The sequence below is a fragment of the Muricoccus nepalensis genome (genome assembly GCF_006438825.1).
In the GTDB taxonomy this organism is placed as follows: Bacteria; Pseudomonadota; Alphaproteobacteria; order Acetobacterales; family Acetobacteraceae; genus Roseomonas; species Roseomonas nepalensis.
In genome coordinates this window covers 293,124-306,957 of the sequence record NZ_RCZP01000003.1, presented here as the reverse complement: position 1 = coordinate 306,957, position 13,834 = coordinate 293,124, and the positions used below count along the sequence as shown (strand labels likewise).

The following is a 13,834-nucleotide window of genomic DNA, read 5'->3' as shown; positions in this document are numbered from 1 at the left end:
AAACGAGTGGAGCGAGCTCTTCCGCGAGCGATTACCAGGCCAAGCCGCGTAGATTGTGGCCGGGCGGCAGCATCCACCCAGCAAGGTAGCCGCACGCGGCCTGATCTGGGTCCTGCCGGCGGGGTGCGCGCGAGACCCGTGTAGGTCCCGCATCATTAGCGAAGCGCGTCCCACTGCCGCCGCGATGTCAGGCCGCGTCGGCCATCTTCCGCGGCAGCCGACGACGGCCACCCGAGGAGGGCCATGACGGGAGACAGTCCGCCGCTCCTCCAGCACCTCAGCGGACGAGGCGGAGGTTCGCAAGCTGCTGGGCGATCTCGCGGAATGCGCCCTTCAAGGCTTCGGCGTCCGGGCTGTTGAAGTAGTAGTCCGAGCGGCTGGCGCAGTTGCGGAAGAGGTTTTGGGTGGTGACGTTCGTCAGGGCGAAGGTGATCGTGTAAATTCGGATGCCCTTAGCCTTGATGCTCTCGCAGAGAACGGAGGTGCGGCGGTTAAATTCGCTGATGTAGTTCGCCCTGGTCGCCTGGGCGAGGCCGAGGCGGTTCTCGGCGAGCCGGCCGTAGGAGGTGTAATCGCTGTCCGTCGCCGCCGCGCTGGCCGGTCGGGGATTATCCCGGCAAGACTGGGCGGTGCAGGCTCCGGGCGCCCCGCCCGACCAGTCCGCGAGGTCGTTCACCCCGTCGGTCATCAGAATGAGCACCTTGTCCATGTTGGGCGTGTTGTAGGCGAGGGGCATGTTCGCCGGCCCCCAGAGCCCGGACCAGCGCGGCGACAGCGTCGCCCAGCCCCATTGCAGCCCCTGGTTCGTGACCGTGCCACCGCGGTCCGCCCCGGCCCGCAGCGCGGCGATCTCACTCAGCACGGTCGCCTTGCTCTGGCTCATGGCCGTGAGGGCGCGTTCGCAGCCGACATTCGGGCCGACCTCGTTGACGCCCTCGTTGGGATGCTGGAGGGCGTCGCTCTTCGGCGTCTCGGGGTTGGCCTCTGTGACCGTGCCGCCGAGAGTCGGCCACTCGTTGTCGCCGATCCAGGGCAGGTAGCGGTTGCGGGTGGAGGTCCACAGGAAGGGTCGGAAAGGCACGATCGTCGGCGGCGTGTCCGTCATGTCCTCGCCGCCGCTCCGCGCCTCGACGCAGCCGCGCCAGACCGTGGGCAGGAAGTCCGACGCCTGGTAGGAGCCCGGCGCAAGCCAGGCCGAGTGCCCGCGCCCGATGTTGACCGTGGTGGTATACGGAATCAGCGACACCCAGAAGTTCGGCACGGTCGCATTGTTGCCGTAGAGCGTGTTCACCAGCTCCGATGCGGCGTTGCGCAGCGCCGCGATCTTGCTGCCCTGGCCCGCCCCAGCCGAATCCGACATCGAGCCGGTCACATCCAGCACCAGCGCCAGTTCCATGCCGCGGTCCTGCCGGCGGGCCGACTGGTCGGCGTAGGCGGTCATGGAGGGGATTAAGGCAAGCTGCATGAAGCTCGTCGGCAGCGTCGCCTTCACCGTGACGCGGAGGATCTTGTTCTCCGCATCCGACGAGATGACGAAGTCCGACGGGGCGACGGTCGCGCCGATGAAGCCGCGGTTGCTGGTGGTGGATTCGCGCGTGAAGTTCGTCCAGAACCACCGGCGCACCTGGGTGTCCCGGTCGGCGTCGAAGATGGCCCGCGCCCCGGCCAGGGCCGCCGCGTCCGCTGCCGCGCTGAGGCGCGACTGCAGGACGTAGAGCCGTGTCAGGTCGATCGCGAGGCCCGCCGCCAGCATCAGCGGCACCAGCATCGCGGCCATCATCGCCGCCACGCCGCCGCGCCGGCAGGCGCGGAGCCGCGCGAGGCTGCGGCCGGCCCGCGCCGCGGTCGCCCCCCTCACGCGGTCACCCGCAGGATGCCGACCAGCCGCGGCCGCTGCACCGCAAAGCTCCAGAGCCGGGCGTAGGAGGCGGGCAGCCATTCTTGCAGGAGGGGCAGGGTCCAGGGCTGGCGCTGAAGGAACACCTCGACAACCACCGCGCCCTGGCCGGGGGCGAGAACCGGGTCGGGAACGGCGGCGGGGAAGGTGACGCGTCCCCCCGCGGCCCCGAAGGCGCTGAGATTGCCCGGCAGCCCCCGCGACTGCTGCCAGAGCACCGTCGGTCCCGTCCCCGTCTCGGCCAGGCCGGAGACGATCACCGTGCCCCCGCTCGCGGTCACGGTCAGCGGGTCGGCGATCTTGGCGGCGACGTCGAAGATATCGGTGAAATCGTTCGCCGCGCCGCCGGCGCGCAGCGTCTCGTACTGGCTGACCAGCGTCGCGACCTCGCCCGCAACCCGCTCGATCCGCAGGTTGTCCCGCAGGAGGGAGACGAAATCCACCGTCGCCAGGGTGAGCGTCAGCAGGAAGGGCAGCATGATCGCGAACTCGACTGCGGCGACACCCCGGCGTCCGAGGCAGGGCAGGGTCCGCTCAGAAGGGTTCATTGCGGACCACCGTGCGGGACTGGTGCTGGAAGCTGGTGCGTCCCCAGAGCTGCTGCATCAACGGGGAGAGCGTGAAGGCGGGCTGGATGTAGTCAAAGCGGTACATGACCATCGCGGATCCTTCGCCCGCCGTGCCCGAAACGCCGCCAACCCCCGTGCGCAGCGCCGTCGGCCCGGCATAGGCGGTGAGCGTCACGCTCAGTCGGCTGGGGTCGAGCACGCCGCTGCCGTAGTGAAGGACGATACGGCGCAGCGCGTCCTCGCGGCTGGCGGGGGCGGGGGCGGGCAGCCAGTCGGGCGCGGCGCTGCCGATGGCCCCGAAGCGGCTCGCCTGCCGCACGCCGAGGTCCAGCACGGCCGCCGTGAGCGTCTGCCAGGCGCCCTCGATCAGCCCGAGGGTGAGCATCATGAACAGCGGCGCCACGAGGCCGAACTCGGCAAGGGCGGAGCCCCGCCTCGCCCCCGGCCGTGGCGGGCGGCGTGGTGTCATGAACCGGCGAGGGCCGCGCGCCAGGCATCGGCCGCGGCCGTGGCGCCGCCGCCGAGCTCGGGCGCCAGCAGCCCCGCCGCCCGGGTCGCATCGCCGGACGCCGCGTAGGCGACGGCCAGGTTATGGCGCGCGCGGCCACCGGCGCCGGTGCCGCCGGCGAGGGGCTCGAGGATGACCACCGCGTCCGAGCCGCGCCCGGAGAGGGCAAGCGAGAGCGCGAGGTTGTTCCGCGCCCCGGCATGGGCAGGATCGAGGGCCAGCGCCTCACGGTACCGCGCCTGCGCCTGGGCCTGCTTGCCCTGCATATCCAGCGACACGCCGAGCAACGAGAGGGTGATCGCGTCCTTCGAGCCCTCGCGGAGGGCGTCGTTGAGGAGGGACTCGGCTCGGATGGCATCGCCGGCTGCCAGGGCCGTCCGCCCCGCCGCGAGCTTGCCGCCCGTGGCAACAGGCGCGGCGCCGGCGGATGCCACTGGCCGGGGCGCCGAGCCCGGCTCCGCGCAGGCGAGGAGCGAGAGCGAGGCCCCGAGCGCGAGGCCGGCGGTGGAGAGGGCACGACGAATGCTTGACATGTCTGTCTCCAGAATCAGGGGCCGCCGAACAGGTCCAGCACGCGCAGCACGGCCGGGCCCCCGACGACGAGGAAAAGGCAGGGAAGGATGAAGAGGATGGTCGGCAGGGTGAGCAGCGCGGGCAGGCGCGCGGCCCGGGTCTCGAAGGCCATCAGCGTCTCGTGGCGCAGCTCGACCGCCAGCGCGCGCAGCGCCTGAGTTAGGGGCGTGCCGTACTGCAGCGTCTGCGCGAGCGTGCCGCCGAGGCGCCGGAGGGAGTCGAGCTCCGTCCGCGTGCCCATGTTGAGCAGGGCGGAACGGCGGTCGGAAAGGATGCGCAGCTCGGTCGCGGTCAGCGCCAGCTCTCCCGCCACGGCGGGCGAGGCGTCGGCGAGCTCCGCCGCCACGCGCTCTACCGCCGCGTCGAGCGGCAGGCCTGCCTCCGCGCAGATGACCAGCAGGTCCAGCGCGTCGGGCAGCCCCTTGGACACGGCCTTGCGGTGGCGCTGGCGGACGGAGCGAAGCGCGAGGTCCGGCAGCAGCAGGCCGAACCCCACGGCGACGGCGACAATAATAATCTGGCGGCCCGGCTCTCCGCCGCGCGTAGCGACCCAGGCGACCGTCGGCAGTAGAAGCGCGAGCAGGATCTTCGCGCCGAGGAACACCGAGACGGAGGCGCTGCCGCGGAAGCCGGCCGCGGTCACCGTGCGCCGGAGCTCGTCGAGCGTGCCGGCGCCGACGACGCCGGTGGCGAGAAGCGCGTTGCCGATCCGGCCGATAAGCCCGGCCAGCGCCTCCCCGTTCTGCCGCGGCGCCACCCCGCGGGCGCCACGCCAGCGAAGGCGCTCGGCCAACGCCGCGTTCCGGCGCATCCGGGGCAGGACGATCAGCGTCCCGAGCACCGAGAGGACGAGGACGCTGCCGAGGATGGAGAGCGCGAGCGACCGGGTCACGACAGGCTCCGCGTGATCATCAGGCGCATGGAGCCCAGGCCGCAGCCGAGCGAGGCGAGGGCAAGGGCAATGAGCGTGTTGCCGCGGGGATCCTCGAAGAGGAGCATGATGTAGTCGGGATTGATCAGCAGAAGCGCGGCGATCGTGACCACGGGCACGGAGGCGAGGATGTAGGCGCTTGTGCGCGCCTGGCTCGCCATGGCCGCGCCGCGCTGGCGCGCGGCGACGCGCTTGCGGACGACGTCCGCGAGATTGTCCAGCGTGTCCGTCAGGTTGCCGCCTGCGGCGTTCTGGAGGGTCAGCGCCACCGCGAAGAACCCGTACTCGGAAAGGCCCGAGCGCAGCGCCAGCCCGCGGAGGGCGGTCTCGAGCGTGATGCCGATGGAGAGCTGGTCGGACATGCGCCGGAACTCGGCGCCCGTGGGGTCCATGACCTCTCGCCCCACGGTGCGAAGGGCCTCAACTACAGGAATGCCGGCGCGCACGGCGCGGACGACCATAGAAAGCGTGTCCGGAAGCTGAAGGTAGAGCTTTGCCGCGCGCCGTGCGTGGATTTTGCCGAAGGCCATGCGCGCGAAGAGCAGCCAGAGCGGAAGCACGAGCAGGCGCGCCCATCCGCTGAAGAACGAAGCGGCGTAGAGGCCCGCGACTGTCGCGGGCAGCAGGGCCGCGAGCACGATGGCCAGGGGCGGCAGCGGGTACTGGTCCAGCCGCTCCAGCCGGTAGCCGAAGGTGGCCGCGACCGCGTGCGGCAAGTTCGCCGGCAGGACAAGGATCGAACGCCGCCGCCGCGCGCCCTCCTGCATGACGCGGGCGGGAGCCAGGGCGTGTGCGACGCCGGCGAGCCGACCTGAGAGCATCCGCGCCTGCTTGCCACCGGAGAGCGCCCGCAGCAGGACGAGGCCAGCCGTGGCGCTCAGGGCAACGCCGAGGAGGAAAAGCTGCAGGCGCGTCATGGGGCGGTCCCCTCGAGCGCCGCCGTCCAGGCCCGCTCTAGCTCAAAATAGGCCAGCCTCGGCGAGAAGGCCGGCCGCGCGCGGCTGACCCGGTAGGTCCCGCGCAGCCGCCCCTCCAAGTCCTCGCCCTCGTAGACCCACTGGAAGATGTCGTGAAGAATTACGACGTCGCCCTCGAGGCCCTGCACCTCCGTCATCTGGGTCACGCGCCGCACGCCGTCGCGCATGCGCTCAACCTGCACGATGAGGTCCACGGCCGAGGTGATCTGCGTGCGAATGGCGCGTGCCGGCAGGCTCGCCTGGCCCATCAGGACCATGTTCTCGATGCGCGCGACCGCGTCGCGCGTGGTGTTGGCGTGAATGGTGGACATCGAGCCGTCGTGGCCGGTGTTCATCGCCTGGAGCATGTCGAAGGCTTCCGGCCCGCGGCACTCGCCGAGGATGATGCGGTCCGGCCGCATGCGGAGCGCGTTGCGGACGAGGTCGCGCTGGTTGACCTCGCCCTTGCCCTCGAGGTTTGCCGGGCGCGTTTCGAGGCGGACGACGTGGGGCTGCTGGAGCTGAAGCTCGGCCGCGTCCTCGATGGTGACGATCCGCTCCCCCTGGTCGATCAGGCGCGAGAGGGCGTTGAGCAGGGTGGTCTTGCCCGATCCGGTGCCGCCGGAAACGATGATGTTGAGCCGGCAGCGGGACGCGATCTCGAGCACCCGCGCCATGGGCGGCGGGACCGAGCCGCTCGCGACCAGCTGGTCGAAGTCGATCTTCCGCTTCGCGAACTTGCGGATGGACAGGCAGGGTCCGTTAAGGGCGAGCGGCGGGAAGATGATGTTCACGCGCGAGCCGTCCGCCAGGCGCGCGTCGACCATGGGCGAGGATTCGTCGATGCGGCGCCCCACCGCCGCGGCGATCCGCTGGGCAATGCCCCCGAGATGCCCGTTGTCGCGGAAGCGAGCAGGCGAGAGGGTGACGCGGCCGTGCTGCTCGACGAACACGCGGTTCGGCCCGTTCACCATGATGTCGGTGACGCTGTCGTCCTCCAGCAGCGGAGCCAGCGGGCCGAGACCGAGCATGTCGTCGACCAGTTCTGCCGCCAACTCGCGCTGCTCGCGCCCGGACAGGCCGATTCGCTGCGCGTCCGCGATCTCCGCGAGGAGGCGTTCCACCTCGCCCATGAGCGCCTCGGGCGACAGCGCGCCGACGGTGCCGGGATCGATCCGTGCGAGGCAGGCCGCGCGCAGCTCCTGCCTCGCGCGCGGGACGACGGCCGGTTCCGCGGCGCGTTCCGGCCGGGGCGGCGGGGGAGGGGCCGCGACGGGAGCGGCGGCGAGCTCGCGCTCGGCGCTCTTCCGGCCGAAGCCGCTCGAGGAGGCGGCGCTCAACGGAAGATCCGCTGCAGCAGGCCGGGCTTCGCCGGCGGGCGGCCGCTGCTCGACGCGATCTCGTGCGACAGGCGGTCAATCGCGTCCCGGAAGGCGCCGCGGCGGCCAGCCGCCGGGTTGCCGAGATCGGCGGCGGGCGCCACGAGCTTGGGCAGCCAGGGAATGACGAGGTCCGGCTCCTCGCCCAGGGCCTGCTTGACCTGCTCGCGGTTCAGCATGCCGGGCTGGCCCATGCGGTTAATCACCTTGAAGGCGCGCCGCGCCTGCATGGGCGCGCTGGGCAGCGCGGCGAAGCGCAGCATCTCGCGCGTGCCGAGAAGCGTCGGGTCCGTGACCAGGACCCGCTGGTGGGCGAGGTCCAGCACCTCACGTGCGAGCGGACCAGCCCGGAGCGGGACGTCGACGACGACGAAGTTGAACCGCCGTCGGAGCGTGTCCATAAGCCGCGGCAGCGCGCCCGGAGCCACACGCGGCCCGTCGAACAGCGCCTCCTCGGCGGCCAGCACGAAGAGGCGCTCGCTTACGGGCTGGGCCGTTCGCTCGACGAACAATTCGTCCACGCGGTCGGGGTTCTCGAGCGCGACGCGGAGGCCGTTGGTCGTGCGCGCGCCGAGCAGCAGGGCGGCCCCGGCCGCGTGCAGGTCGGCATCGAGCAAGACCGTGTGACGGCGGCTCTGCTCCGCCAGATGCCATGCGAGGTTGCCGGCGATCGAAGTCGAACCGGCGCCGCCGCGCGCGCCCACGACCGCGACGACCCGCCCGCCCCGCAGGTAGAGCTCCGGCGCGACCCCGGCCGCCCCCTTGATGACCGGCATGAAGTGCCGCGCGAGCATCTCCTGACCAAGCGGCTTGTGCAGGTACTCCAGCACGCCAAGCCCGCGGGTGAGCTGGCGGTAGAAGGCCGCGTCGGTGCGGTCACCGATGACGAGCACGCGGACGTCGGGCTCGACGACCTGCGCGAGCTCCTCCAGCGCGGAGAGCGGCTGGTCCAGCCCCGACACGTCCACCACCAGGGTGCGGGGCGTCACGCCTTTCCGGAGGGTGCGCGCCGCCGCCTGGAGGTCGCCGCGGCGGATGTCCGCGCCCTCGCCGACGTCGGCCAGGAGCGCGTCCCGCAGCATGGACTCGCTCTCGCCATCGGTCACGAAGGCCAGGAGGACCGGACGCTCGATGCCGCCGGCGGCGGGAAGGGGCCCGACCCCGCCGTCAGCGGCCATTGGCGCCCCCGATCTCGACGCCGATGTCGGAGCTGCTGGTCCGCGGCAGGGGCCGGACCTGGTCCGCGCGGTAGCGGGCGACGGCGGCGGCGGCCGACTGGGCGTCGACCCGGATCGGGCCCTGGCCGCTCACGAGATGGCCCGGGTTGGCCACCATCGCGCGGAGGTTCGCTTCGTTGACGCCGGAGGGGCGCCACCGCCCCTCTGCAAGGTACGGGTCGACGACCGCTGCCTCGCAGGCTGAGAGGAGGAGGAGAAGGGCGAGCAGGGAGAGGCGTGGGGTCTGGTTCATGGGTCAGTCCAAGACGAAGCCGACATTGCCTGGCAGGCGGCCCCGCGGCGGCGGTGCGCCGCGGCCGACCTGCCGCATGTAGAGGATGCGCTCGACGTCGGAGGGCGGGACGTAGCTGTCCGCCGGTGTCGCCAGCGCGGAGGCGGCGTTCGCCGGGCGGACAAGGTAGGGGGTGACGATGATCACCAACTCGGTCTCGTTACGCTGGAAGCGGTCTGACCGGAACAGGGCGCCCAGGACCGGCACCTCACCGACCCAGGGCGTCGCCCGCCCACTCTGGCGCGAGCTGTCCTGCAGCAGGCCGGCAACGGCGAAGGATTGGCCGCTGCCGAGCTCCACCGTCGTCTCGGCCCGGCGCACCGTCAGGCCTGGCACCGTCACGGCGTTGTTGTTGCCGCCGAGGAGGCGGACCGAGCCGCTCTCGGAGATCTCGCTCACCTCCGGGCGCACGCGGAGGGAGATGCGTCCCTCGCTCAAAACGGTTGGGACGAAGGCGAGGGAGACGCCGAACTGCTTGAACTCGATTGTCACCTGGTTGTCGCGCTGGCTGACGGGGATGGGGAACTCCCCACCTGCGAGGAAGGAGGCCGCCTCGCCGGTGTTGGCCGTCAGATTCGGCTCGGCCAGGATGGTGATGAGGTTGTCGCGCGCCAGCGCGTCGATCACCGCGTTGATGTCCCGCAACTCCCGAGCGCCCGTTCGGATGCCGAAGCCCAGCGCGTCGACCGGGTTGGTGCTGTCGAGGAGGGCGTTCGCCGTCGCCAGGGCCAGCCCGCCCGGGCCCGCGCCGCCAAGAACCGCCGTGGTGCCGATGCGGCCGATACCGCCCAGCGCGGACCAGTTGATGCCGAACTGCCGCGTCACCTCGCGGCTGACCTCGGCGATGCGGACGCGCAGGTTGACCTGCGTGGTGCCGATCATGTCCAGCCGGTTGTCGACCGTCACCTTCTCGTCGGCCAGGCGCGTGCGCAGCATCGCCACGGCTCGCTCGGCCTCGGCCGGGGTCGACACCTCGCCCGACAGGACCACGCCCGTGGGGCCGGCCTCGACGCGCATGCTGCTGCCAGGGAAGGAGCGACGCAGGGAGGACTGGGCGTCGCTGATCAGGGCGGAGGAGGGGCGCACCGTCACGTCCCACTGCGCGAGCGGGCGGCCCTCCTCGTCGATCGCGGCGAGGGTGGTCCGGCCGGCGCCCACGCCGAAGAGGAACACCGTCGTGGGGCTCGCCGGGCGCAGCTCTGCCACCTTCGGGTCGGCCGCGAAGAGGGAGGCCGCCGGGCCGGGCAGGGTCACGAGCCGACCCTGGCCTGCCTCTAGGGCCAGGGTGGGCGTGCGCGGACCGGTTGGCGAGGAAACCCTCGAGGCCGGGCGCTGCGCGGCGGGCCGCCGCGCAGGCTCGATCGAGGTCGCGTCCGGCGCCTGCGCAGGGGCCGCGCCGGGCGCGAGGAGACAGCACAGGAGAGCCGTGGCGATCGTCGCCTTTTGGCGCCGCCGATCCCGTGCGTCCTGCAGCGGGAGGTTCTTCGTCATCGAAACCGGATCTCCTCGACGTTCTGCGTACCCTTGAACACCCGCACGGCGGAGCCGCCTGCGGCGTTCCCCCGCGCCCCGGCGAGAGCCGGGCTCACATCGCCGCCCCAGACGTGGAGCGGCACCGCGTCGGCGCTCGCCGGGGTGCCGGCGGCGCGGACGGAGAGCGAGAGCTTGCCCAGGCGGGACGCCACGGCGACGCGGGTCGCCTCGTCGGCCGAGACCTCCAGCGTCACGGTGCGGTTGGCGTCGCGCATCGGGTCCACCACGCCGCCGGGCTGGGCGCCCTGCACGAGCGAGCGGTCCACCGCGATCACGCGGACGGCGCTCAGCACGCGCTCGCCGAGGACGCGGCGGCCGATCGGCTGCTCCGCCTCGTCGAGGCTTTGCGTGAGGATCACGTCCACCCGGTCGCCGGGCCAGATCAGCCCGGCGGTGCCGGTCACGGCGTCGACACCGACGGTCACAGCCCGGCGGCCGGGCGAGAGCACCGCGGCGAGGAAGCCGTGGTCGCCCGGGCGCAGCAGCGCCTCGGCGCGCAGCGCCTCGCCCGCGGGAAGGGAGCGGCGGACCATGGAGCCCACCACGTCCATGCGCGCCGCCTGGCTGTCGCGGATCGCGCCCTCCGGCAGGTTGGCGGTGGGGATCTCCTGGCTGCCGACGTCCTCCATGCGAAGGAGCGTGCCGCCCTGCACCGCGTTCGCGGCCGTGAGCACCGTCACGGTAGCCGGGGGCGCGGCCGCCACGGTGGCGGGCGTCTCGGGCAGCAGGGAGACGGCCAGCACGCCGAGGCCACTGACCGCGATCAGCGTGATCAGGAGAGCGACGACGGTGCGTCCGAGCATGGTTCAGCGTCCTGAAGCGAGCAGGGTGGCGGCGAGGGCGCCGGCGCCGATGGCGACGCCGTAGGGCAGGGGGGCGCCGCGCCGCAGGCGGCGGGCCTCCACGGCCCGCAGGCGGGCGGCCAGCGCGCCGCCGCGGCCAGGCAGCGCCGGCAGCGCGGCCGGGAGGAGGTGCGGAAGGGCGAGGTAGGCGACGGCCAGGACGCCGCCCGCCATGGCGACCGCGAGCAGCAGGGCGGGCACGGCCGCGGCGGGCACCAGGAGGGCGACGGCGGGGAGGAGCTTCGCGTCGCCGCCGCCGAGCCAGCCGCGCAGCCAGAGGAGAAAGCATCCACCGAAGACCGCGGCGGCGGCCGCGAGCGACCACAGCAGGGAGGCAGCGCCCTCCGGCAGGCGCGCGGCGAGGCCGAGCGCGGCAACCGCCAGGGCGGCGCGGTCCGGCAGGGTGCGGGTGGCCACGTCCGAGATCGCGGCGGCTGCCAGCGGCAGCGCAGCGGCAAGGGCGAGGAAGTAGTGGAAACCGGGCGTCATGAGGGGGATGGTACCGGCCGTTGCTTGCCGAAGGATGAAGAGAGCCAGGGGGCGTTTTGCGGCCTGTTCATTCCCCGCGGCCGCTGCGGCGTTGGCGTCGCGCGCGCGCCGGGGGAGGGGGAGGGAGGGGCCGGCACGATCCGCCGCCCGCCCCGTCAGAGCTTCAGCTTGGCCGCGAGGCCGTTGAAGAAGCCGTTGAGCGACTCGCCGAAGGCGGTGACGCCGCCGATGATGACGACGGCGATGAGGGCGGCGAGCAGGCCGTACTCGACGGCCGTGACGCCCGCGCGGTCCTGGAGGAAGCGCCCGCGCAGGATGGCGAGCCGGACGAGAAGCCTGGAGGAAGGGTGTTGCAAGATGGTGTTCTCCCGGCCAAGGCGCTTCGGCGCCGCGGCGGACACGCGTTGAGACGGGCGTCTTGCCCGGAGGGCCGTCTGGTGAAGGCCCGGGATGACGGTCCACCGGTTTGCGGCAGCCAGAGGGCGGGGGTGGCGGGACCGGAGGGTCCCGCGCCCTCGGCCGGTCAGATCTTCAGCTTGGCGGCGAGGCCGTTGAAGAAGGCGTTCAGCGAGCCGCCGAAGGCGGTCACGCCGCCGATGATGACCACGGCGATGAGGGCGGCGAGCAGGCCGTACTCGACGGCCGTGACGCCCTCGCGGTCCCGGGAGAAGCGGTCGCGCAGGACCGCGAGCTTGACGAGAAGGGCGGAAGAAGAGTGCTGCAGCATGGGGCTCTCCTGGCCAGGGCGCTCGGGCGCCGTGGCGGACACTCGTTGGGGGAGGGCGTCCTGCCCGGAAGGTTCCTCCAGAGGTTTTTCTGGCGGTGTCACGACACGCATCGATCAGGCAGGCAAGTGTCGGTGAAGCGCCTGCCCCGGTCGGCTTCCTCGTCGAGGTTTCACGCCGGATGACTCGATTGTAGCCGGCTGAACTCTAAAATTTTCCTAAGGTCAGGCGCTCAGGCGTCTTAGGCAGACCGATGCGTAGCGGAATCGTATCGTTACGTTCAATCACTGAATTTGGGGGGCGGCTTGGCACGTGACCCCGGTGTGCCGGCGGTCGCCCCTTGCCGTGTGCCGCGCCGCTTCGTCGCCCGCTGGGTTAGGCCGCCGGCGGGCGGCGGCCCGACCAGGGGCGCGCCGATTCGAGCAGCGCGCCGAGGCGCAGCACGTCGAGGTCCGCGCCCCAACGGCCCACGATCTGCACCGCCGTCGGCAGCCCGTCGCGCGCCACGCCGGAAGGGACGGTGAGGGCGGGGTGGCCCGTGAGGTTGAAGGGGTAGACATAGGCGCTCCAGCCCTGCCGCGTGATCCCGCAGCGCTCGCCCTCGACCTCCACCTCGTCGTTCGCGGCATCGAAGTCGATCGGGAGCGCCGTGCGGGTGAGGGTGGGGGAGACGAGCACGTCGTAGCGCTCGAACAGGGCCTGCACGGCGCGGAAGAGGCGCGTGCGCGCGTACTGCGCCTGGCGGAACTCGGCGAGGGTGAAGGCGCCGCCGCGCTCGACAAAGGCGAGGAGCGCCGGGTCCATCCGCCCGCGCCATTCCGGCAGGTGCTTCGCCATCGAGACGGCGTAGTTGCCCTGGTACATCATGCGCCCCGGGAGCTCGATCCAGTCGATCGCCTCGGTCACCGGCTCCACTGCCGCGCCGAGGGCGGCGAGCGCGTCAAGGGAGGCGCGCGTGTTGGCCTCCATGTCGCGGTCCAGCCGCGGGTTGGCGGCGCGCTCGATGAAGCCGACGCGGAGCCCCGAGAGGTCCTCGCCGAGGAGACCCGGCGACAGGGTGGCGAGGCCGGTCCGGCCCAGGCTCCAGGGGTCCTGCGGGCTGGGTCCGGCGATGGCCTGCAGCATCAGCGCGGCGTCCGTCACGCTGCGCGCCATGGGGCCGGCGTAGGTGTAGTTGCCGAAGGCGTCCGCGGCCGACTCCCATGGCACCGCGCCGAGGGTCGGCTTCAACCCCACCACGCCGCAGCAGGCGGCGGGGATGCGGATCGAGCCCGCCCCGTCCGTGCCGAGCGCGATCGGGCCGAGGCCCACGGCGAGCGCCGCCGCCGCGCCCCCGCTCGAGCCGCCCGAGGTGCGGGAGGGGTCCCAGGGGTTGGGCGTCGCGCCAAAGGAGGGGCCGTCCGTCAGGCCCTTGTGGCCGAACTCGGGAAGGCGGGTCTTGCCGATCAGCACCGCCCCGGCCGCGCGCAGCCGCGTCACCAAGATATCGTCCCGCGCCGGCACGTTGTCGGCGAAGATGGCGGAGCCGTGGGTGGTGCGGATGCCCGCGGTGTCCACTTGGTCCTTGATGCTGACGGGGATGCCGTGCAGCGGGCCGAGCGGCGCGCCCGCCATCACCGCGGCCTCGGCCGCCCGCGCCTCGGCCAGGGCGCGCTCGCGGGTGATGGTGACGAAGGCGTTGAGGCGGGGCTGGGCGCGCTCGGCCGCCGCCAGCACGGCCTCCGCGTACTCGACAGGCGAGAGGGCTCGCCGCCGGATGAGCGCGCCGGCCTGGGCGGCCGTGAGGAAGAGGGGACTATCGTCGGGCACGGGCGGGCTCCTCGGGGCGCGGCCCGATCCTGCTGGAGCCGCCGCTTCGATATCTGATATATCGTCCGGTGGCGCCCACCAAGGAGGCGCCCCGTCCCGCGCCGCGATCCAACG

General features: G+C 72.6%; 15 protein-coding genes. All 15 read right to left on the bottom strand.

Features of this window, described 5'->3' with window-relative positions:
* Positions 1-277: 277 nt before the first annotated feature.
* Positions 278-1,858, bottom strand: coding sequence for a Tad domain-containing protein (locus tag EAH89_RS05910; protein ID WP_161993492.1), 1,581 nt, complete (start codon positions 1,856-1,858; stop codon positions 278-280).
* On the bottom strand, positions 1,855-2,445 hold the full coding sequence (locus EAH89_RS05905) for a TadE/TadG family type IV pilus assembly protein (RefSeq protein ID WP_140881859.1): 591 nt from the start codon (positions 2,443-2,445) through the stop codon (positions 1,855-1,857). The genes EAH89_RS05910 and EAH89_RS05905 overlap by 4 nt, the downstream gene beginning before the upstream one ends.
* Positions 2,432-2,935 (bottom strand): TadE family protein, encoded by a 504-nt coding sequence (locus EAH89_RS05900; protein WP_140881858.1) that lies wholly within the window; start codon positions 2,933-2,935, stop codon positions 2,432-2,434. Before EAH89_RS05900 ends, EAH89_RS05905 begins: the two co-directional genes overlap by 14 nt.
* Positions 2,932-3,507: a tetratricopeptide repeat protein gene (locus EAH89_RS05895; protein WP_140881857.1), complete on the bottom strand. Its 576-nt coding sequence runs from the start codon at positions 3,505-3,507 to the stop codon at positions 2,932-2,934. Before EAH89_RS05895 ends, EAH89_RS05900 begins: the two co-directional genes overlap by 4 nt.
* Before the next feature lie 14 nt (positions 3,508-3,521).
* The gene (locus tag EAH89_RS05890; RefSeq protein ID WP_140881856.1) at positions 3,522-4,439 is read right to left on the bottom strand and encodes a type II secretion system F family protein; all 918 of its coding nucleotides are present in this window, start codon (positions 4,437-4,439) and stop codon (positions 3,522-3,524) included.
* A complete protein-coding gene (locus EAH89_RS05885) occupies positions 4,436-5,395 on the bottom strand; it encodes a type II secretion system F family protein (RefSeq protein ID WP_140881855.1) in 960 nt (319 codons plus the stop codon). Before EAH89_RS05885 ends, EAH89_RS05890 begins: the two co-directional genes overlap by 4 nt.
* Positions 5,392-6,774 (bottom strand): CpaF family protein, encoded by a 1,383-nt coding sequence (locus tag EAH89_RS05880; protein WP_241666876.1) that lies wholly within the window; start codon positions 6,772-6,774, stop codon positions 5,392-5,394. Before EAH89_RS05880 ends, EAH89_RS05885 begins: the two co-directional genes overlap by 4 nt.
* A complete protein-coding gene (locus EAH89_RS05875; protein WP_140881854.1) occupies positions 6,771-7,991 on the bottom strand; it encodes an AAA family ATPase in 1,221 nt (406 codons plus the stop codon). The genes EAH89_RS05880 and EAH89_RS05875 overlap by 4 nt, the downstream gene beginning before the upstream one ends.
* Positions 7,981-8,283, bottom strand: coding sequence for a hypothetical protein (locus EAH89_RS05870; protein WP_140881853.1), 303 nt, complete (start codon positions 8,281-8,283; stop codon positions 7,981-7,983). Before EAH89_RS05870 ends, EAH89_RS05875 begins: the two co-directional genes overlap by 11 nt.
* Before the next feature lie 3 nt (positions 8,284-8,286).
* Positions 8,287-9,813 (bottom strand): type II and III secretion system protein family protein, encoded by a 1,527-nt coding sequence (locus EAH89_RS05865; protein WP_140881852.1) that lies wholly within the window; start codon positions 9,811-9,813, stop codon positions 8,287-8,289.
* Positions 9,810-10,658: a Flp pilus assembly protein CpaB gene (gene cpaB, locus EAH89_RS05860; RefSeq protein ID WP_140881851.1), complete on the bottom strand. Its 849-nt coding sequence runs from the start codon at positions 10,656-10,658 to the stop codon at positions 9,810-9,812. Before cpaB ends, EAH89_RS05865 begins: the two co-directional genes overlap by 4 nt.
* A 3-nt stretch (positions 10,659-10,661) precedes the next feature.
* Positions 10,662-11,186, bottom strand: a complete 525-nt coding sequence (locus EAH89_RS05855) for a prepilin peptidase (protein WP_140881850.1) — start codon at positions 11,184-11,186, stop codon at positions 10,662-10,664.
* Between the two features lie 155 nt (positions 11,187-11,341).
* Positions 11,342-11,542: a Flp family type IVb pilin gene (locus EAH89_RS05850; RefSeq protein ID WP_241666875.1), complete on the bottom strand. Its 201-nt coding sequence runs from the start codon at positions 11,540-11,542 to the stop codon at positions 11,342-11,344.
* Between the two features lie 167 nt (positions 11,543-11,709).
* Positions 11,710-11,913 (bottom strand): Flp family type IVb pilin, encoded by a 204-nt coding sequence (locus tag EAH89_RS05845; protein ID WP_140881849.1) that lies wholly within the window; start codon positions 11,911-11,913, stop codon positions 11,710-11,712.
* A gap of 373 nt (positions 11,914-12,286) precedes the next feature.
* A complete protein-coding gene (locus EAH89_RS05840; RefSeq protein ID WP_140881848.1) occupies positions 12,287-13,720 on the bottom strand; it encodes an amidase in 1,434 nt (477 codons plus the stop codon).
* Between the last annotated feature and the right edge of the window lie 114 nt (positions 13,721-13,834).

Coding starts and splice junctions, on each gene's coding strand:
- EAH89_RS05875 (WP_140881854.1), bottom strand. CDS start 7,991: ATGGCCGCTGACGGCGGGGTCGGGCCCCTTCCCGCCGCCGGCGGCATC.
- EAH89_RS05865 (WP_140881852.1), bottom strand. CDS start 9,813: ATGACGAAGAACCTCCCGCTGCAGGACGCACGGGATCGGCGGCGCCAA.
- EAH89_RS05855 (WP_140881850.1), bottom strand. CDS start 11,186: ATGACGCCCGGTTTCCACTACTTCCTCGCCCTTGCCGCTGCGCTGCCG.
- EAH89_RS05870 (WP_140881853.1), bottom strand. CDS start 8,283: ATGAACCAGACCCCACGCCTCTCCCTGCTCGCCCTTCTCCTCCTCCTC.
- EAH89_RS05885 (WP_140881855.1), bottom strand. CDS start 5,395: ATGACGCGCCTGCAGCTTTTCCTCCTCGGCGTTGCCCTGAGCGCCACG.
- EAH89_RS05845 (WP_140881849.1), bottom strand. CDS start 11,913: ATGCTGCAGCACTCTTCTTCCGCCCTTCTCGTCAAGCTCGCGGTCCTG.
- EAH89_RS05900 (WP_140881858.1), bottom strand. CDS start 2,935: ATGACACCACGCCGCCCGCCACGGCCGGGGGCGAGGCGGGGCTCCGCC.
- EAH89_RS05905 (WP_140881859.1), bottom strand. CDS start 2,445: ATGAACCCTTCTGAGCGGACCCTGCCCTGCCTCGGACGCCGGGGTGTC.
- EAH89_RS05895 (WP_140881857.1), bottom strand. CDS start 3,507: ATGTCAAGCATTCGTCGTGCCCTCTCCACCGCCGGCCTCGCGCTCGGG.
- cpaB (WP_140881851.1), bottom strand. CDS start 10,658: ATGCTCGGACGCACCGTCGTCGCTCTCCTGATCACGCTGATCGCGGTC.